Origin of the sequence: Paenibacillus sp. UMB4589-SE434 (assembly GCF_030226685.1) — a bacterium.
In the GTDB taxonomy this organism is placed as follows: Bacteria; Bacillota; Bacilli; order Paenibacillales; family Paenibacillaceae; genus Paenibacillus_B.
Map to the genome: position 1 here is coordinate 218,221 of NZ_JASOYK010000007.1, position 17,568 is coordinate 235,788.

Sequence of the window (17,568 nt, forward strand, 5' to 3'; positions counted from 1 at the left end):
CCCTACATTAAAAACACGATATTTCTATTTACCTGACAGAGGGCATGGTGTATACTTCTTAAATGATAATTTAATTGATAATGATTATCATTATCTTGAAAATTTGTTTTATCTTTGAAAGGGGCCCTATTTTCATATGTTTAGAAACAAACGCACACTTGTATTTCTTTGTATGATGTTTATAATAGCGATGTTGTCCGCCTGTGGCGCAGCAGCACCTCCTGCCCAGACATCAGCATCGAACCAGCCAGCAAATAATACGGATACCGATAAAGCAGCAACTCGAATGTTCAAAGACATTCAAGGCCGCGAAGTTGAAATTCCAGTTGTACCGCAGAAAGTCGTATATGTCGGCAGCAACCCGGGTGACCTGCTGGCCATTGGCGTCAAGCCAATTGGAGCGACCCTTAGCGTCATCGCCAGCCAGATTGCCTATCCCGAAATGATTAAAGGGATTACGGATGTTGGTTATCCTTACTCACAAGAGAAGGTACTGGCCTTAGAGCCTGACCTTATCATTTTTGATGACTGGGATGTGAAGGGACTTGCATCACTGGAGAAGATTGCACCTACCATCGTGACCGGACTGGATGACGCTACGCCTACCAAGGATCGTGTCATGCTCACAGCAGACGTACTTGGACGTACTGAAGCAGCCGAAACATGGTTCAAAACATATGAAGAAAAAGCAGACGCCACTAGGAACAAGCTGCAGCTTAAAGGGAATGAAACTGCTGTGTCCTTGCTGCTTATGGGTAAGAATATGTTTATCATGGGCAACCAAGGGTTAAACACGACGCTGTATGGACAGCTTGGATTCAAGCCTTCGGCTGGAACACAGCAGCTTGTCGATAAGAATGGGCGCTTTGTGGACATTTCCAGCGAAGTACTGCCGGACTATATGGGCTCTGATATTTTTATCCTAAACGACTCCGGTACCGAAACAATGGCCGCTCAGAACAACCTAATGGATAGCTCCATGTGGAAGACGATTCCCGCTGTTAAGCAGGGACATGTGTATACCTTAGACAGCAAGTTTAACTATGACGATCCGATTACACTAGATCTGCTGTTGGATGAGATCGTTCAGGTCATGTCTGGAGCCGGTAAGAAATAACAACATGTTTGGTTAGCCATACTAAAGCTGTTTGCGTCCACCGCGCAAGCGGCTTTATTTCTTCCTAGAATCTTTAGGTCTACATGCCTCAATCCTATCTCAACTCTACCTCCGTATCCCCTTATCCCCTAGCAGACCTACTTTGCAAACCTAACAACAGCTTCGTTCAGCAAGGCATCTGCTAAAAGAGGAACATTCCCACCATTTTCACCATCAATCTTGTATACCTACTTGTCATTGCATTCACATTGAATATTAATTAATATAAAAGTATAATTATACAATTATGAATAGGAGGATCATCACTAATTATGGATATCAAATGGATTGAAGAGTTATCCTTGAACAACTGGCCCTCGCTATCCACGCTGCTTTATGATGGATGGATATTACGATTTGCCGATGGCTATACCAAACGTGCCAATTCGATAAATCCCCTGCATTATTCCACCTGTGATTTGAATACTAAAATTGAACATTGTGAGAGCCTCTATTCCGTCCATCAGTTGCAGCCAACATTTAAAATTACTCCCTTTGTTCAGCCCCTAGATTTGGATCACGTGTTAGAGCAGAAAGGCTATTCCTTAGTTGATTTGACAAGTGTACAAACCCTAAATTTACACCACATTATTGAACCCCTATTAAATTCCGTTATCATAGAAGATCAGATGAGCACTGAATGGATAGAGAACTACTGTAGACTAAATCGTGTTATAGATAAACACAAAGACATTATGGAACGTATGCTGTCCAATATTAAGACTAAAAAAGGATTTGTATCCCTTTATTTCGAAGACCAGGTTATTGCTTGCGGCCTTGGGGTCATAGAGCGAGAGTATATAGGATTATATGATATCGTGACGGATGCTCATTTTAGAAATCGAGGATTTGGTGAACAAATGATATTAAATCTGCTCAAATGGGGACGCGAAAATGGCGCCACACACAGCTATTTAGCGGTTGTAGCCCACAATGAACCTGCGCTTCGACTTTATTCAAAGCTCGGATACTCAGAAGTTTATAAGTATTGGTATAGGGTTAAAAACGCTGTATCCTGCTAGGCCAGCGCCGTATATCCAACAAAAAGAGGGGACGTCCCCTCTTTGCTATTTCTACCCTTTCATCTCTAATCTATCAGGTTTTGTCCTAACGGCTTCCTTATATTCATTGCCCTACATCTTTAGATTCTAGCCATGAATTGTTGAAAACGTTGTTCAATTACAGGTTCAATTAAGTCATAATTTTCCCACGTATTTGCGACATGATAAAAGGTAAGCTTATCTCCTTGCAAGGTTTGGACATAATCCTCAGCTGTATATATGTCGTTTTGAATATCCAAATATTCATTCACGAATGGTATAATCTCATCCGAAAGTTCTTGCGTTGAGAACACGCCATCCAGACATTTTCGATAAAATTCAGCACCCATAAGCTGCCGCTTCTTGACTTGCTCAATCTCAGCATGGAATTCCTGCTCGATATCCTCTGTAAACCAATTGTTATTTATGATCCAAGTGATAAACATGCCCGTTGCGGTATATGCGGCATCTCTTGTTAAATCCTGCGGAAACTCCCCTTCGTAATGCCACTTCGCTTTATCTAATACTTGAATTTCAGGGACCTTAATTGCATCCAATATCGATTCTGGCTCTTCGCTGTATCCTTTCGCTTGGTATTCCAAGGACAGCTGCTCAAGCTGCTGAACCGCTTCTTCTGGTGGATATTGTTTATATACCGCATTAGTGGTTTTCTTGCGTAATGTTAAGCGGCCTTTTACGATATTTAAAATATCTTGATCTGTAGAAGTCTCTGTAATCATGAGATGGATATAATTTTTATAATTTTTGCTCGGCTTTGTAAGCAATATTCTCGTTCGCTTCACTTTTCTTTCCTCCTCATAACTGCATAAACAGAACATAGTTTCCATTATACAGCCTATTTAGAAAAAAGAATTCATAGAAAAATAGACCACAACCGCAGCATTAGTAAAACAAACCACTGAGATTGCGACTGCTCTACCTCTTACATAAGCAGCAGGAAAATGGATAAATAATCGCTTGACACTCAGTTCCATTTATTGTATGTTTTATTTATTCTATCTGGTCAGTATAAAATAATTCAGTTACCTATTTATGACCCCAGGAGGTAATAAAATGCCTAAAGTAGGGATGGAGCCTAAGCGGCGAGCAGATTTAATTAACGCCACACTACTGTGTATTAGTAGTCATGGGATTGATGGCATGACGTTGGATAAAGTGGCTGAGTATGCGGATTGTTCAAAGGGTGTTGTCACTTATTACTTTAAGAATAAAGACAACTTGATTATTGAAGCTTTCAGGTCGTTTTTAGCCTATTATGGTTTGAAGATTAATTCTCAAATTCAGCATACAATGACTCCACAGACCATGATTGAGATTACACTGCAGAACATTCTCCCACCTTATAGTGAGGATGCGCAAATGGCAATCAACGTTTCGGAACTGGAGGGTATTGAACGGATGCATATCCCCCATGAAGTTCAGGCAAAGCTTTTCCTTCATTTCTTTTCTAAAGCCGTGCTCGACCCCCGTTTACAAGAAGTTGTAGCAGCCGGGTACAAGGAAGACATGCAAGGTATCATGAAAATCTTTGACTATGGAAAGATGCTGGGGAGTATGAAGGTGGATGACTCGGGCAGCGCTGCTTACGGCCTGCTGGCCATGGTGGTAGGGCTCAGCTTCTTTAAAGTAGCTAATATTCAACCTATGAACGGTGAAGATAATCGATATATCTGTGAGGACTATGTCAAAAGGTTAACTGGAGGATTATGATGAAAATTATCAAGCTAACAGTGAACAGTATAGGAATTGCTGTTGTAAGTCGCAGCGAAATACTGATACCGCAAATCAAAAACTGAGCATTAGTTCATCCTGAAGTTGAGGGGGCATGTCGAGTGCCAGCAGTATTAAAAAATAATTATCATTATCCAATGGTTAAGATTCCAGGTGGAGAAATAGAGTTAAGAGACGATCGAACCAAAAGGACATGGAAAACCGAACTCAAGCCCTTCCTGCTTGCCCAGTATCCAGTAACAGTCGACCTGTATGATGCGATTACGACTATATCCCCCACTTCTATCGATACAAATCAGATGCCGGTTGTGAATATTTCCTGGCATGAAGCGGTTTCCTTTTGCAATCTGCTTTCTCAACAAGCCGGATTAAATGAATGTTATTCAATAAGGAATAACATTGAAGAAATCATCTGTAATTGGGATGCAGACGGTTATCGCCTTCCTTCAGAAGCAGAGTGGCAGTATGCCTGTAAGGCAGGAACTACAGGATATAGGTACGGAGAAATGGATAAGATCGCTTGGTACAATGAAAATACAAATGGCCAAATCCATAAAGTAGGACAAAAGCAGCCCAACGCATGGGGGCTGTACGACATGATCGGAAATGTGTGGGAGTGGTGTTGGGATTTATATGACGAGAAAGTATACGGTTCCTACCGCATTTTCCGAGGTGGCAGCTGGGCAGAAGAGGAACGAGGCTGTGGAGCTTCTTGTCGTCGTCGCAGTCACCCGACATTTGCTATCGATGATCTTGGATTTCGCCTTGCCCGGTCTTTCAAATAGCGTTGACTCGAAGATGATGATTGCAAGTTACTATAAAAAGAGTTCAAGCAATATTTCTGCTTGAGCTCTTTTAGATTAGACAATCGGCAATTGTAGCGATAAATGACTGCTTCGGCACATACGTTGTCCATTTCGGAAACAGTTAGATCGCCCTGTTCGATTCCATAAAAAAATCGGCCTTAGAAATATGCATGGGCAGGCATACTAAGTTAGGCCGATTCTAATATACTCATAGGATATAACGATGAATCAAGTTACGACTTCTCTGCTGATGCATTCTCAACCATTTTGTTCAGTACATTCTTAAATATCCGCAGGTCCTGTTCGGAAATACCTGCTATGGTCTCATTTTTAAACTTTTCAGCGATCGGCATCAAACTCAGACATATCTTCACGCCTTTATCTGTTAATTCCAACTGCTTAATCCGTTTATCGGATTGAATTCCCTCGCGGCGCAGATGACCCTCGAGCTCCATTTTCTGAAGCATTCTAACCACGCTGGGCTCCTTTATCGACAATTTATCGGCTAGCTCCCGCTGGGTAATGGACTCGTTTTTATAAATATAATACATCGCAATCCATTGACTTCGAGTCATATGATAAGGTCGAAATTCCTTCTCCAACGTTTCCGCGAATATCTTTGCACTGCGATTTGTGACAAATGCGAGACAGTCATCTAAATTAAACAAATGGTACACCAACCAATCCAATTAGTTTCTCTTTAGGTATTTTCCTTCTTTTATCATGATTATACCAAATTTTATAATGGATGCTTGGTGTACTTTTTAACATGCCCTTTATTGGTGCAGCGCTCCAATGCCTAAACCGAAGGCAGCTTCGTGAAGTACTTCACCCGTTGTTGGATGGGCAAAGATCGTCTGTGTAATTTGATGTTCCGACAGCTCATTGCCTATTGCAAGGGTAAGACTGCTGATGAGAGAAGAGGCATCAGGCCCAATGATCGCACCACCAACGATTTTCCCAGATTGTTCGTCCTTGATTAATTTGATAAAGCCATTCGGCTCATTCATCGTTAATGCCTTGCCATTGCTCGAAAATGAAACCTTGCTCACCTGATAGTCCATTCCTTGTTCCTTACACTCGTCTTCAAGCATACCTACACTAGCTATCTCGGGAGATGTAAAAATTACATTTGGAACAGCTATATAGTTCATCTCATCAGGTTGCCCAAGTATCACGTCCACAGCAACAATGCCTTGATGAGAAGCAACATGAGCCAACTGTATAATATTCGTAACATCCCCAATAGCAAAGATATGGTTCACGTTTGTTCTCATTTGTTTATCCACCATAATCCCTTTTCCACGCTCATTCAACAACACGCCGGCCTTCTCAAGCTCCAACCCCTCAAGATTTGGCTCTCGTCCTATGGCGACCAACACCTTTTCGCTAACAAGAAGATGCTCTCCGCTGCTGTCTACGTAGGTGACAACGGCTTGCCCTTCATTTGCACATTGAATTTGGGAAACCTTTGAACGAGTATGAATATGGATTCCAGCCTGTTCAGCCGCAAGCCGTATTTCATCTGAAATATCACGATCCAGCATGGTCAGAAGACGATCCATAAATTCTACAACATGAACCTCTACGCCAAAATTCCGATAAATAAAAGCAAACTCCATGCCAATCACGCCGCCACCTATGATGGTGATGCTTTTTGGCAATTCTTCGCATGAAAGCGCATCCGTACTGTTCATCACAAATGAATGGTCAATGCCTGGAATATTTACTTTGGAAATTTTGGAGCCTGTTGCAACAATGATATTTTTAGAAGTAATATGATAATTCTGTTTACCGGTAACGTGTACTGTAGTAGACGATAAAAATGAAGCCTGCCCTCGAATCACCTTAATATTATTTTTATCCATCAAATAGGATATGCCTGAAATTAAATTATCTTTCACTTCATTCTTACGTCGAATGACCTGAGCCATATCAACTTGCAGGGAAGAACCTGCGTTAATACCAAATAATGCAGATTCTCTGACATGATGACAGACTTCTGAAGATTTAACGAAAGCCTTAGTCGGAATGCACCCCACATTCAGGCAAGTGCCACCCAGTTCTTCTTTTTCAATCAATGTAACTTGAATGCCATGTTTGGCGGCATATATCGCAGCAACATACCCTCCTGGGCCTCCGCCTATAATGAGCAGTTCTGTACTTACTTCCTCATAAGACTGCTGCTCTACAGCTGCTGATTCTTGTCTTGATAATTCTGCCGAATCTGCTTTGGCTATTTCCAATTCAAACAAAACTTGGCCTGAGGTAACTTCGCTGCCTTCTTCACACAGAATCCTCTTAATGCATCCGTCTGCTGTCGCTGTAATCTCACGATTTCCTTTTCCCGTTTCAACCTGTATCAAGACATCTCCTACAACTACCTGATCGCCAACCTTAACATCTATCGTTCCTGCTCTACCCGTTTTACCACCTGGAATGATTGACATTTTAATTTCCACAGCTATTCTCCTTAGGACCCGCAAGACACTTCTAGTCTGTCTTAGGTGGATGTATTAGTGTGTGACTACTCCCGCTTTAACCAATTTCACACCGTTGGCAAGACAATCTCCAACTGGACATGTTCTCTCAACAAATTCTACAAAAGCTTCCGTTTTCTCTTGGCTTTCATTCGTTTTGAAATGCATCACGAAACGAATTTCCTGAAATCCTGGTCTTACATCCGCAAGTCCCATAAATCCATCTGGATCGAGGTCACCTTCAAGTTCGACGTGAAATTCTTCATATGTGAAATTTTGTACTTGTGCAAACGCAGCAACAACAATGGACTGACATGCTCCAAGCGCACACAACACTGCCTCTACCGGATTCATCCCAGTATTGGTTCCACCCAACTCCTCAGGCTCATCCATAAGGATTTTAAACCCTCTCGATTGTGCTTCGACTTGCAGACCACCTGGTAATTTTTTTGCCATGGCTTGAAATGTAGTTAACATAAACTAACCTCCTTCTTGTTTGTGAATATAGTAACATAGTCAGATGTGAATTTCAATAGTTAGCTAAGTAAGTTTTATTAAGGTCTTCTATATGCCTATACGTGACAGACTTTTGCAATACGAAGAACCTCAATCAACTATCGATCGCGCTGATAAAGGGAAGGGTTGAACTTGCTATCATCATGCTTTTTATATGCCCCTGCCTCATAGTCCGGTTCATCAAACTGCACAAGTTATGTATCCACATCAAGGACAAGTATACTTTTTTACCATTACATCACCCTACTATAAAGTTCTCACAAAAGTCTGATTTCCTATTTTTCGTATTTCGCCAATATTCTTCGAACATAGTTTTGAAAAGCTTCTCGAATCTCGGAAGGCTCTATAATCTCGCATTTATCTCCAAACCTCAAAAGTACATCATAACCAGATTCATCATTGATAATTGGAAATGTAGCCAGACAGCTATTCCCTTCAACACTAATAATGTTCTCCTCGCCGTATCTTTCAATCACTTTATCCTTTATAGATAAGGAAATTAGGATCGTGACGGGGACCCATTTTTGGCTCATCCAATCTGATCCGTCCATTGCAAGAGGAGAAAAGTCGCGGGGCGCAAACGCTTCTGGTAACACACACAGCTTGCTTATTCGAGCCAATTTAAATATTCGGTAATCCTCTTTTAGGGTGCAGAAAGCTTGCAGATACCAACTGCCTTCTTTTAAAACGACTTGATACGGCTCTATTTTTCTAGAGGTAACATTGCCATCCATATCGATATAATCCAAAGCCATATATTGCTCTTTGTTTATGGCGGTTTCTACATGGCTTAACAGAGGACGCAAAGCTCGATTCCCTTGATTTAAGGATAAATCGACAGCGTATCTGCTTTCCTTTTCAACTTGCCCGCCTTCACGTCTTATACAGTTTAGCTTTTCCAGAACATGAACGATATCTTTATGATCATATAACTGTTTGTAGCTTTCTAGACTCGTTGACAGTGTTTGAACATCCCTAAGCGTGAATAGGTGTTTATCGATTTTATATGATTTCATTAAACCAACCCCACCTGCAGCACCTTTCGTGGTGAAAATGGGCAGACCCGCCATCGATAAGGTATCGATATCTCTATAAATGGTTCTATTGCTGACCTCAAGCTTTTTGGCAAGTGTTCCAGCATTTATAACCTCGTTTTCCAAAAGAATCATGATCATGGCGATCAGACGATCGATTTTCATAAGGTCACCTCAACTCTAAGTATGCCATACTGTTGTCATATTTAGCATGCTATGTTTTTTATGTACCCACAAAAAAGGATGCAGGAGGAAATTAATATGAGTAACTTTAGATTTGAAAGAAAAGAAGGCTTCCGTTTGGTTGGTTATAAAACAGCTTTAGAGGGGTCAAGCAGCGTACATTCTCCACTGTTCACCACTCACAAAACGACATTTTTCAGAGAAGCCCTTGAAAACGGGCACATGGCACTCCTTCGTCCACTTGCTGAAAGTTCGTATGGTTATGCCGCGATAGCTGTTGAACAAGGGAAGGTCTTCTATTATGCGGGAGTCAAAACCTTGCAGCCTGTATTGGATCAAACCGAAGAGGTTCTGTTTCCGGAAAGCGATTATCTAGTCCTTACAGGTAACGGCGGATTGTCGCGTTTAGCCTTCGACAGGCTGGAGGATCAGGCATTTAACGATCTATTAAATGATGATTGTGAATGGGCCTATACTGGTGCTCCTATCGCAGAAATTCTGTTGAATGGAAAGCCGTCTGATGCCCAGGTCGAAGTCTGGATACCCGTAAAGAAACGAAATAAACACTGAGACGCTGCTTCCTTTCTTATTCTTCAGGCCTAGGACCAATCACACCGAACATCTTGACAAGCGGATTCGGGAAAAGCAGCTATGTTAAAAAGAGAACGTCCCGTTTAAGGACGTTCTCTTGACGTAAAAATTCAGTACCAATATGTATTTTATATATGACTGTCCGCTTACTTTTTCAACAATAAGTCCTAACATCACATAACCAGTATTACTATGGCTAAAGCTTTTACCTGGGGTAAACTCTAATTCAGAATCGCTAACGGTTTTTATAATATCATTTGGATTCCATTCTTTGCTGTAGTCAAATTTGAAATTCGGCTTTAGATAATCCGGAATTCCCGAGCTATGACTTAATAGATGACTTATTGTAATAGACTCTCCATTCGGGAAGTCTGGAAAGTATTGCGAAATTGGATTGTCTAAGTTACCTCGACAGTTGTCTAGTTAATTCCTACCAGAAAGATGCTTGGGCATGTTTAAAAAGCCTACCAAAAGGCAGGCTTCTTTATTTGAGACGTGTCACGTATCAAACAAATAGTATTAATGACCACAATTAAAGCTCTATTTCACCTGCTTGATCCTGCTCTAGATGAACAAGTGGAACAGGCGAGTAAATAAACGTATCCCCGTCGTCTTCAAGCTTATACATGATACAATACAAAGCTGAACCTCGCTGATCGCCACTCGGTATAGGGAAAATCATGGCTGGACAGCGCAGCTCAGCAGAATGAACACTCGCACACAGATCTTTATAAGTCACAGCAGCGAGGTTGTCGATATCAACGAGATGCTGTTGACAATCCCCGATAACTTGCATGTAATACGCTATATTTTGATTATACTTATTCGTAAAACTCCGCTTATACTCTTCAATACTAAGAAAGCAGCATTCCCAATCCAAGGGTGGGATACTTAACACATAACGATAGAACTTCAATTTTCAGATGCCTCCTCTTTTGTCTATAAATATTTTTGAAAAGATCCATCCTCCTTAAGTATAACATCCTCGATTTAATTGCCCTTCCACACCAACAAAGTCACCGACTCCACATTTGGTGGGTACTGAGTGCAGGATACTTTTTTACCATGTGTACACATCGAATAAGTTGAACTACTGACGCTGTGCAGATATCCAACGTTCAAGGGAACATGTCAGCTGCCACCATGTTCATCAAAGTTAATAATTGACACTCTGAATAACATAGGTTACTGTTAACCTATGTTATTTATAACGAGGTGTATTCATGTCAATCCAATCAGCAATATTAGGCATACTGAGTTGGAAGTCCTCAACAGGATATGAACTAAAAAAGATTTTTGAGGATTCCTCCTTCATGCATTGGTCCGGTAATAATAATCAAATTTACAAAGCTCTAATGAATCTGGAAAATGATGATTTTGTTACGAACGAAGTGGTTCACCAAGATAACTCTCCTTCAAAAAAAATATATACCATAACAGAAGAAGGACGTAATGAACTAAAAAAGTGGCTTGTCTCATCACCAGAAGCTCCAGAAATAAAAAAAACATTTTTGGTACAGCTTGCATGGTCAGATATGTTAAGTGATCAAGAATTAAGTAAGGCACTCTCCACATACGAAAATGAAATCAAACTGCAATTGATTATGCAGAAGGAGAAACACAGACGTGCTCTTCATTCACCTAATAGAAGCGCTAGGGAAAACTTAATATGGGAAATGATTTCAGAGAACATGATTTCAACCTATCATAATGAACTTAATTGGGTTCGTGAAACCCGTCTGAAGTTGTTTGAAAATAAAGTGATGGAGGAAAAAGACAACATGAAGTATCACGTTAGAGAAAAAGAGAATAAAAAATATATTGAACTGATTTCAACAACTGAACCTTTAAGTACAGAGAATGATGCACTTGATCTAATAGCTATATGCTGGGAACATGAGGCAAATGCGCTTATGGTACACTATGCAACCATATCAGCGGACTTCTTCAAGCTTAAAACTAAAGTAGCCGGTAATATGATTCAAAAATTTATAAACTACGGTATAAAAGCTGCTGTTATTATTCCTCCAGAGACCATTCAAAAAGGCAGATTTAAAGAAATGGCCATGGAAACGAACAAAGGCAATCATTTTAGATTGTATGAAAGTATAGAAGAAGCTGAAACATGGCTCCTGAAATAGAAAGAAGGGCGAGATGCGGTGGGAAATATATATAAATCAGAAGTAGGCAAACGAGAAGTTTTAGAACAGTACCGAAAAATACTTGCGAGCTGGCCCGTGGAAAACCACCAATACGAAGTTGAGACAAGATTCGGACCGACTTTTGTCATTGAGTCAGGATCAAAGGGCAGTCCCCCTCTGATCCTCCTCCATGGAAGCGTATCGAACTCGTTCACTTGGTACGGTGATGTAGCTTCTCTTTCTAAAACTCACCATGTTTACGCTATCGACATTATTGGAGAAGCCGGATTATCCGCAGCAAGCCGACCAGGCTACAAAAGTGGTGCATATGCTCTATGGTTGAACGAAACCATACATGCACTTAAATTAAGCTCCTGCTCAATTGTAGCGATGTCATTAGGCAGCTGGATGGCATTGAGCTTCGCTACCACTTATCCGGAAAAGGTTGATCATTTAGTTTTGCTTTGTCCCGGAGGGCTTGCACGTGAAAAAGCCAGTTTTCTTTGGAAAGCAATCTTTTTCTCACTTCTTGGCAAATGGGGACAGCTACAAACACTTAAATTAGTGGGTGCTGGTCATATTTCTTCATCATCGTTATCTGGATTGGGAGAAGATCCTCCATTTGCATCACTTGTGTTCAAGTATTTCAGACCACGAACTGCAAAAATGCCACTATTTAGTGATCAATCCCTTCATCAATTAACGATGCCGATTTTAATGCTTTTTGGCGATTCTGATCAATTATTACCGGCTAGCAAGAGTATGAATCGACTTAAACCATTTGCACAACAAGCTGAGATCGAGCTGCTGCCGGATACAGGCCACCTCATTGTCAACCAAGCTGATAGGATACTAAAATTCTTGAATCTTCAGAGAAGTTGATATGCTGCCACAAACCATAAAATTAAGGTTTTCCCAACATTAGCCCTCCTGTTGATCAACGAGAGATGAGCTCAATGTCTGGAAACCCGTTCTTGTTTCGTCACTAACAATAACGCCATGGAATGCACAATCAGGAGACATGTTTCCGGTTCAGGGTATGGTAGAAATCGCGAGGACTTGCTTGCGTTGAAGCTCCAACTTTAGCGTATATGGCAGCTGAAAACCTTACTCCAGACTCTTGAAGCGTTCAAGCTGCATCCCACTGTGCATGAAGATCCCGACTGCCACAGCAATCAGCACGAACATTACGCTCAGCCCCAGCAGCGTGCCCATTTCCGTCGAATTGTTATTAGACATAATCGTATTATTTTCAAATAGTGTATCCAGAACTAGCAGCAGTGCCACCCCGCTTGCGCAGAGACCCGTCCATAGCCTGGCGCTTCGTCTTGAAGCCGTATAGATGTAAACCTCTTTTACCGTCAGCACAGGTACTGCCTACTCCAGTCCAGTTGAATGGAAACCAAGTTCGACAGTCAGTCCCTCAATATTGCCGAATTCCGAAGTATAGGTACTTTATAAAACTGATTTAGACAAAAAGAGGGGTTCTCAGCCCCTCTTTACTATTCACGCAATACATCTAATGCTCAATCTAAATACACGTTGGTCAGGTGTGTCCCATGCAATGACAAGAGGAGCGAGGTATTTATCCAGATCACTATGTCCTTCTCAAAGCCGTTCAATTACCCCTGCCTTATACGGCTGACATTTCGATTCATCAGATGTCGAACGACCCAGCTATAGATTGTTTTCTTGAGTGGGCTGAGCCCTTGTTGATGAACGGAGAAGAAGGCATCGGGACTGTCGTAAATCCCAAAATCCCGAACGATTCCTTCTTTTTGCACGTAGGTATCGTTTTCATTCCAATAAATTTCCGGGTTTTGAAAATGATCTGTAGCAACACCGTAACCGCAAAATGAACCCGTACAATGTCCGAATTTTTGCTGAAGCTTGGTCAAGTAGGGAATATCCAGTATAAACCCTTCGATATTCAACCACTTGCCTTCATATAACACTTCAACCCAGCTGTGAACGATCTCCCGGGGCGACAGTTGGTAATACCACCCTTTCATCGCTCCCTTTTGCAGCTTTTTATCAATGGCAAATCCATGCATGCGGCAAGGCACTCCCACAGCCCTCAGCAACGCCATAAACAGCACACCCTTTGTATTGCACTGACCGTAGCCATTCTGCAATACTTCTGACGCCGGAATATCATCCGCCCTATTATAGCCGAACAGGATTTCGTCACGGACGTAGTTATAAATGCCAAGAATTTGTTCCTTCCTGGGCATACGATCCCACTGGCGACTGTGAATGACCTGCCTGATCAGGGGATGAGAATAGTTCAGCAATTCCGTTTCCTTCAAGTATGCTCTCATTGGAAACACCTCCTGCACCAATTGTACGGTTAATGCAGGCAGGAAACTTTTAAAAAGACGCTATCTTTGCGAATATCCTTCGCCGTCATTCCCAGGAGCCGCTTACTGGTGGCGGCTAAATGCGACGGACTGTCAAATCCCGCCGCCATAGCCGCATCCGTAATGCTGAGCCCTTTAAACATAAAATAAGTTGCCTTCTGCAGCTTGTGTAACAGCATGTATCCGCTAAGCGATATGCCTGTATTCTCTTTAAAGAGATGCGACAATCTGCTGTTGGACAAACCCATTTGCCTGGCGTATAGACTTACGGAGTGCTCGGAGTCGGTGCAATCTTTTATAAGCTGTATAACCTCTCTTATTCTCGAATCAACAATAGCTGTATTTACATGATCCACGCCCATTAGCTTCATAAGTTGTCCCAGAAAAGAAAGATAGCTGTCCGTATCCTTAACGCCAGGATACTTTTTTGACACAAATTCGCGAACAGCCTTCATCATCCCCGGCGGAAATACATGATAATTCCGACCCTCTATATATCGCTTAAAGCTTGCCGCTATCTCAGAGGTGCTGTCCATCAGAAGAAGCATCAAAGGGTGCCCCGCTCCTTTTAGCCGATGAACCACATTGGAATGGATAATGATGCCGGCGCAACTCAAGCTTTGTCCCTCTACATCAATGTCAAATTCGTCCTCCAAAGAGATGGTCACCTGTAAAAAAGAATGCTGATGTTCATCCGCATTAATAGTATTGGATATCACCAGCAAGTGATGCTCCGCCCCATACAAGATCATCATCAGACTTTTAACGAGCCGCGGAAGCCCCTTGCAGCATAGTAGGATTCTGCTCCATTGTGGTACACAAAGACCGTGTCATAGCGACGATCGCAAAAGATGGCCCCGCCAAGATTTCTAATATTGGAAGGCGTTACCACCCAGCTTGATGTTTTCAGATCGAAATTTCCAAGCTGCTGCAGTTCCCGGTATTGTTCCTCCGTTAAAAGCTCAATGCCCATGTCGGCTGCCATATCAACCGCATTGTTTTGCGGTTTATGCTCTTTCCTTGACTCCAGCGCTGCACGGTCGTAGCACACGCTTCTGCGGCCTTTAGGACTTTCGGCCACACAATCATAAAATATGTATTCGCCCGTCTTATGGTCATACCCAACAACATCGGGCTCGCCGCCGGTTCTTTCCATTTCATGAAGCGACCACAGTTTCTCCGTATTTGCTTCGAGCCTTGCTTGCACGTTAGCCCATTCCTGCCCTTCATGGCGGTTCATGTTTTTCTCGAAACGGGCTTTCAAAGCTTTGAGGAGTCCCTCGTGTTGTTCTGGTGACAATTCCGTCTTATTGCTAATGTCGTTTCCCTTTGTCATGTTTGTTTCTCCCTTCAAATAGGTTCGTTCTAACACCTTCATTTTCATCTTTTCCCACTAGTTCTCTTTAATACAGAAAAAACCTTATTCGAATCCATGATGCCAACTAATCCATTCTCATAGGGGAACCGATCAAACATGCAGTTGGGTTGGTCCCCGATTCGAGTGCCATCTCAGCGTTTTTTTAGCATTTTATCAATGCTTTTTTGTTCCTTATTTTAAAAACCCAAGACAAATATCAAACCAGGATTCACTCATGGATCTGCCTAATCCTGTGTATTGCCAACTATCAAATTGCGTAAGAAATAGCCCTATCATATTTCTTTAATTCTTTTGCTCTATAATATAATATCTGTGGGTCAGTTTCAGCTTGATTTTCAAGGATATCAAAAAGCTTCTCCGCCTCTTCGAGGTCGTCCAAATCTATAGCCCTTGTTAATAAACTTTCCTCTGGAGTTTCTGATCTGTTCGATATTTGGTCTGACTTCTTTCGCATTCATAACTCAATCTCCTATGCATAAATGTGAATGTTGTATTTCAATTAAGCGTGTATGCCGATGACCTATTGGTACTGTGCGAATGGATAGCTTTTGTAATCACTATAGCATCTAGATTATGATGTCGCTTATATAAAAGCAAAAAGAGGGGGCTACTATTAGCCCCCTGTCTTATTCCTATTAGCAGTGTTTGTCCATCATTGTAATCTATGATCAAACATTAATTGTATTTGAATACCGAATGGGTCTTCAATAATACCGTATGCTTTACTAAACACATTATTGGATAAAGGAACAATGATTTTCACTCTATCATCTGTAATTAAGCTATTATAAAAATGTTGAATTTCTGCTAAGTCAGCACTTTGAATACATAATGAAGTGTTATTGCCAACTTTATATTCTTCACTGGTATCCATTGTATCTTCCGCTATCATTACTTTTGTTCTTCCGATGGATAAGACGGAGTGAGAAATATAATTTTTATTTTCATCCGTAAGCTGTATGGAACTGTCACGCCTTGCCATGTCTTGATAGGTAACAAGCAACAATTCCTCTGCTCTAAAATGGTGTTTGTAAAAATGTATAGCTTCTTGTGCTCTTCCGTTCATAGATAAGAAAATGGCGACTTCTAGTGTTGTACTCATGGTATTAATCTCCTTTGATGTATGACCTTGAACTCATCATAATATATAAAGGTATCAAAACATGACAACTTTATAAGGAGGTTTCCATATGAAGAAATCAGAAAGATTAAATGACATGATAAGATACTTAAACAGTCGAGAGTTCTTTAATTTACATGACCTAATGGATAAATACAATATTTCTAAAAGTACCGCTCTACGTGATATTAGTTCATTAGAACAGTTAGGCATGCCTATTTTTTCGGAACATGGCAGACATGGGCGATATGGCATCTTAAAAAATAGATTGTTATCCCCCATTAATTTTACGATTGATGAAGTGTATGCTCTGTACTTTGCCATGTTAACGTTACAATCTTATCAATCAACACCATTTCATTTAAGTGTTACGAAGCTAAATGAAAAGTTTGAACACTGTCTTTCTAAACAACAAATAGAGCAGATTCACAAAATGAAAAAAGTCCTACAGTTTGAAGTATATCAGCATCAACATGTTAGTCGTTATTTAGATAACATTCTAAAAAGCATTCTTAATGAGAGCCATTGTAAGATTCAATATGTAAAAAATAATCAGACAACAAGTTACCATGTTCAATTTTTCAAAATTTCCGCTAAGTTTGGTCAATGGTATGCTGCAGGAATAGAGTTAAATACAAATAAATATAGAGTTTTCAGATGCGATAGAATAACCTTTATAGAAGAAGAGGACATCAAATCTCACTTTTCTATAGACGAACTCGTCAGTCGCTCATTAGAAATGTATCAATCTGAGAAGGGGATTAACTTTGAAGTAGAGATTGCAGAACAAGCAAAGGATCTTTATTATAAAGAACATTATCCTTCTATGAAAATAGAAAATGGCAATAGAACCGTTATTAAAGGGTTCTATAATCAAGGAGAAGAAGAGTTTATAGCTAATTATTTTATGAGATACGGTAATTATGTTGTATCCGTAAAGCCTGAATCATTAAAGCACATTATCCAAGATAAAGTAGAGAATCTCTTAAATCACTATCGAAAAATATAATC

20 protein-coding genes and 1 pseudogene are annotated in these 17,568 nt (G+C 40.9%); 8 read left to right on the forward strand and 13 right to left on the reverse strand.

The window, feature by feature from the left end; translation table 11 throughout:
• The first annotated feature begins 136 nt into the window (after positions 1 to 136).
• Both QP775_RS20970 and QP775_RS20975 read left to right on the forward strand, forming a co-directional pair.
• On the forward strand, positions 137 to 1,117 hold the full coding sequence (locus QP775_RS20970; RefSeq protein ID WP_285108822.1) for an ABC transporter substrate-binding protein: 981 nt from the start codon (positions 137 to 139) through the stop codon (positions 1,115 to 1,117).
• Between the two features lie 311 nt (positions 1,118 to 1,428).
• Positions 1,429 to 2,178, forward strand: coding sequence for a GNAT family N-acetyltransferase (locus tag QP775_RS20975; RefSeq protein ID WP_285108823.1), 750 nt, complete (start codon positions 1,429 to 1,431; stop codon positions 2,176 to 2,178).
• A 119-nt stretch (positions 2,179 to 2,297) separates the two neighbouring features.
• Here the strand turns inward: QP775_RS20975 and QP775_RS20980 are convergent, their stop codons facing one another.
• Positions 2,298 to 2,999: a DUF7832 domain-containing protein gene (locus tag QP775_RS20980; protein ID WP_285108824.1), complete on the reverse strand. Its 702-nt coding sequence runs from the start codon at positions 2,997 to 2,999 to the stop codon at positions 2,298 to 2,300.
• A 271-nt stretch (positions 3,000 to 3,270) separates the two neighbouring features.
• Between QP775_RS20980 and QP775_RS20985 the strand changes: the two genes are divergently transcribed.
• Both QP775_RS20985 and QP775_RS20990 read left to right on the forward strand, forming a co-directional pair.
• Positions 3,271 to 3,927, forward strand: coding sequence for a TetR/AcrR family transcriptional regulator (locus QP775_RS20985; protein ID WP_239331490.1), 657 nt, complete (start codon positions 3,271 to 3,273; stop codon positions 3,925 to 3,927).
• Positions 3,928 to 4,085: 158 nt separating this feature from the next.
• Positions 4,086 to 4,733: a formylglycine-generating enzyme family protein gene (locus QP775_RS20990; protein ID WP_483312039.1), complete on the forward strand. Its 648-nt coding sequence runs from the start codon at positions 4,086 to 4,088 to the stop codon at positions 4,731 to 4,733.
• A gap of 254 nt (positions 4,734 to 4,987) precedes the next feature.
• On the opposite strand, the gene QP775_RS20995 is transcribed toward QP775_RS20990, so the two are convergent.
• The 4 genes from QP775_RS20995 to QP775_RS21010 form a co-directional block, all read right to left on the reverse strand.
• Entirely contained in the window at positions 4,988 to 5,329 is a 342-nt protein-coding gene (locus tag QP775_RS20995) for a MarR family winged helix-turn-helix transcriptional regulator (RefSeq protein ID WP_285108826.1), read from the reverse strand.
• A gap of 201 nt (positions 5,330 to 5,530) precedes the next feature.
• A complete protein-coding gene (gene lpdA, locus QP775_RS21000) occupies positions 5,531 to 7,216 on the reverse strand; it encodes a dihydrolipoyl dehydrogenase (protein WP_285108827.1) in 1,686 nt (561 codons plus the stop codon).
• 54 nt (positions 7,217 to 7,270) lie between these two features.
• Positions 7,271 to 7,711 (reverse strand): OsmC family protein, encoded by a 441-nt coding sequence (locus QP775_RS21005; protein ID WP_285108828.1) that lies wholly within the window; start codon positions 7,709 to 7,711, stop codon positions 7,271 to 7,273.
• 314 nt (positions 7,712 to 8,025) lie between these two features.
• Positions 8,026 to 8,949 carry a helix-turn-helix transcriptional regulator gene (locus QP775_RS21010; RefSeq protein ID WP_285108829.1) on the reverse strand — a complete coding sequence of 308 codons (924 nt, stop codon included), beginning with the start codon at positions 8,947 to 8,949 and terminating at the stop codon, positions 8,026 to 8,028.
• Between the two features lie 96 nt (positions 8,950 to 9,045).
• On the opposite strand from QP775_RS21010, the gene QP775_RS21015 reads away from it, so the two are divergent.
• Entirely contained in the window at positions 9,046 to 9,537 is a 492-nt protein-coding gene (locus tag QP775_RS21015) for a GyrI-like domain-containing protein (protein ID WP_285108830.1), read from the forward strand.
• Between the two features lie 84 nt (positions 9,538 to 9,621).
• On the opposite strand, the pseudogene QP775_RS21020 reads toward QP775_RS21015, so the two are convergent.
• Positions 9,622 to 9,951 (reverse strand): annotated as a pseudogene (locus tag QP775_RS21020) (serine hydrolase domain-containing protein); the annotation flags it as partial.
• 139 nt (positions 9,952 to 10,090) lie between these two features.
• A complete protein-coding gene (locus QP775_RS21025) occupies positions 10,091 to 10,474 on the reverse strand; it encodes a hypothetical protein (protein WP_285108831.1) in 384 nt (127 codons plus the stop codon).
• A gap of 307 nt (positions 10,475 to 10,781) precedes the next feature.
• On the opposite strand from QP775_RS21025, the gene QP775_RS21030 reads away from it, so the two are divergent.
• Together QP775_RS21030 and QP775_RS21035 are read left to right on the forward strand one after the other, a co-directional pair.
• A complete protein-coding gene (locus tag QP775_RS21030; RefSeq protein ID WP_285108832.1) occupies positions 10,782 to 11,699 on the forward strand; it encodes a PadR family transcriptional regulator in 918 nt (305 codons plus the stop codon).
• Between the two features lie 18 nt (positions 11,700 to 11,717).
• Complete coding sequence (locus QP775_RS21035) at positions 11,718 to 12,581, forward strand: alpha/beta fold hydrolase (protein ID WP_285108833.1); 864 nt, start codon at positions 11,718 to 11,720, stop codon at positions 12,579 to 12,581.
• Between the two features lie 225 nt (positions 12,582 to 12,806).
• Here the strand turns inward: QP775_RS21035 and QP775_RS21040 are convergent, their stop codons facing one another.
• From QP775_RS21040 to QP775_RS21065, 6 genes are all read right to left on the reverse strand, one after another.
• Positions 12,807 to 12,986, reverse strand: a complete 180-nt coding sequence (locus QP775_RS21040; protein ID WP_285108834.1) for a hypothetical protein — start codon at positions 12,984 to 12,986, stop codon at positions 12,807 to 12,809.
• Between the two features lie 335 nt (positions 12,987 to 13,321).
• Entirely contained in the window at positions 13,322 to 14,020 is a 699-nt protein-coding gene (locus QP775_RS21045; protein WP_285108835.1) for a transglutaminase-like domain-containing protein, read from the reverse strand.
• Positions 14,021 to 14,049: 29 nt separating this feature from the next.
• Positions 14,050 to 14,814 carry a helix-turn-helix domain-containing protein gene (locus tag QP775_RS21050; RefSeq protein ID WP_285108836.1) on the reverse strand — a complete coding sequence of 255 codons (765 nt, stop codon included), beginning with the start codon at positions 14,812 to 14,814 and terminating at the stop codon, positions 14,050 to 14,052.
• The gene (locus QP775_RS21055) at positions 14,814 to 15,395 is read right to left on the reverse strand and encodes a DUF4256 domain-containing protein (RefSeq protein ID WP_285108837.1); all 582 of its coding nucleotides are present in this window, start codon (positions 15,393 to 15,395) and stop codon (positions 14,814 to 14,816) included. Before QP775_RS21055 ends, QP775_RS21050 begins: the two co-directional genes overlap by 1 nt.
• 289 nt (positions 15,396 to 15,684) lie before the next feature.
• Positions 15,685 to 15,891 carry a hypothetical protein gene (locus tag QP775_RS21060; RefSeq protein WP_285108838.1) on the reverse strand — a complete coding sequence of 69 codons (207 nt, stop codon included), beginning with the start codon at positions 15,889 to 15,891 and terminating at the stop codon, positions 15,685 to 15,687.
• Between the two features lie 198 nt (positions 15,892 to 16,089).
• A complete protein-coding gene (locus QP775_RS21065) occupies positions 16,090 to 16,539 on the reverse strand; it encodes a VOC family protein (RefSeq protein WP_285108839.1) in 450 nt (149 codons plus the stop codon).
• An 88-nt stretch (positions 16,540 to 16,627) separates the two neighbouring features.
• Between QP775_RS21065 and QP775_RS21070 the strand changes: the two genes are divergently transcribed.
• A complete protein-coding gene (locus QP775_RS21070) occupies positions 16,628 to 17,566 on the forward strand; it encodes a helix-turn-helix transcriptional regulator (RefSeq protein WP_285108840.1) in 939 nt (312 codons plus the stop codon).
• Positions 17,567 to 17,568: the final 2 nt, after the last annotated feature.

Excerpts from the sequence above, each read along its gene's own strand:
- QP775_RS21050 (WP_285108836.1), bottom strand. The coding sequence starts at position 14,814 with ATGATGATCTTGTATGGGGCGGAGCATCACTTGCTGGTGATATCCAAT.
- QP775_RS20990 (WP_483312039.1), top strand. The coding sequence starts at position 4,086 with ATGGTTAAGATTCCAGGTGGAGAAATAGAGTTAAGAGACGATCGAACC.
- QP775_RS21045 (WP_285108835.1), bottom strand. The coding sequence starts at position 14,020 with ATGAGAGCATACTTGAAGGAAACGGAATTGCTGAACTATTCTCATCCC.
- QP775_RS21065 (WP_285108839.1), bottom strand. The coding sequence starts at position 16,539 with ATGAGTACAACACTAGAAGTCGCCATTTTCTTATCTATGAACGGAAGA.
- QP775_RS20975 (WP_285108823.1), top strand. The coding sequence starts at position 1,429 with ATGGATATCAAATGGATTGAAGAGTTATCCTTGAACAACTGGCCCTCG.
- QP775_RS21060 (WP_285108838.1), bottom strand. The coding sequence starts at position 15,891 with ATGCGAAAGAAGTCAGACCAAATATCGAACAGATCAGAAACTCCAGAG.
- QP775_RS20985 (WP_239331490.1), top strand. The coding sequence starts at position 3,271 with ATGCCTAAAGTAGGGATGGAGCCTAAGCGGCGAGCAGATTTAATTAAC.
- QP775_RS21010 (WP_285108829.1), bottom strand. The coding sequence starts at position 8,949 with ATGAAAATCGATCGTCTGATCGCCATGATCATGATTCTTTTGGAAAAC.
- QP775_RS21070 (WP_285108840.1), top strand. The coding sequence starts at position 16,628 with ATGAAGAAATCAGAAAGATTAAATGACATGATAAGATACTTAAACAGT.
- QP775_RS20970 (WP_285108822.1), top strand. The coding sequence starts at position 137 with ATGTTTAGAAACAAACGCACACTTGTATTTCTTTGTATGATGTTTATA.
- QP775_RS21015 (WP_285108830.1), top strand. The coding sequence starts at position 9,046 with ATGAGTAACTTTAGATTTGAAAGAAAAGAAGGCTTCCGTTTGGTTGGT.
- QP775_RS21005 (WP_285108828.1), bottom strand. The coding sequence starts at position 7,711 with ATGTTAACTACATTTCAAGCCATGGCAAAAAAATTACCAGGTGGTCTG.
- QP775_RS20995 (WP_285108826.1), bottom strand. The coding sequence starts at position 5,329 with ATGACTCGAAGTCAATGGATTGCGATGTATTATATTTATAAAAACGAG.
- QP775_RS21055 (WP_285108837.1), bottom strand. The coding sequence starts at position 15,395 with ATGACAAAGGGAAACGACATTAGCAATAAGACGGAATTGTCACCAGAA.
- QP775_RS21030 (WP_285108832.1), top strand. The coding sequence starts at position 10,782 with ATGTCAATCCAATCAGCAATATTAGGCATACTGAGTTGGAAGTCCTCA.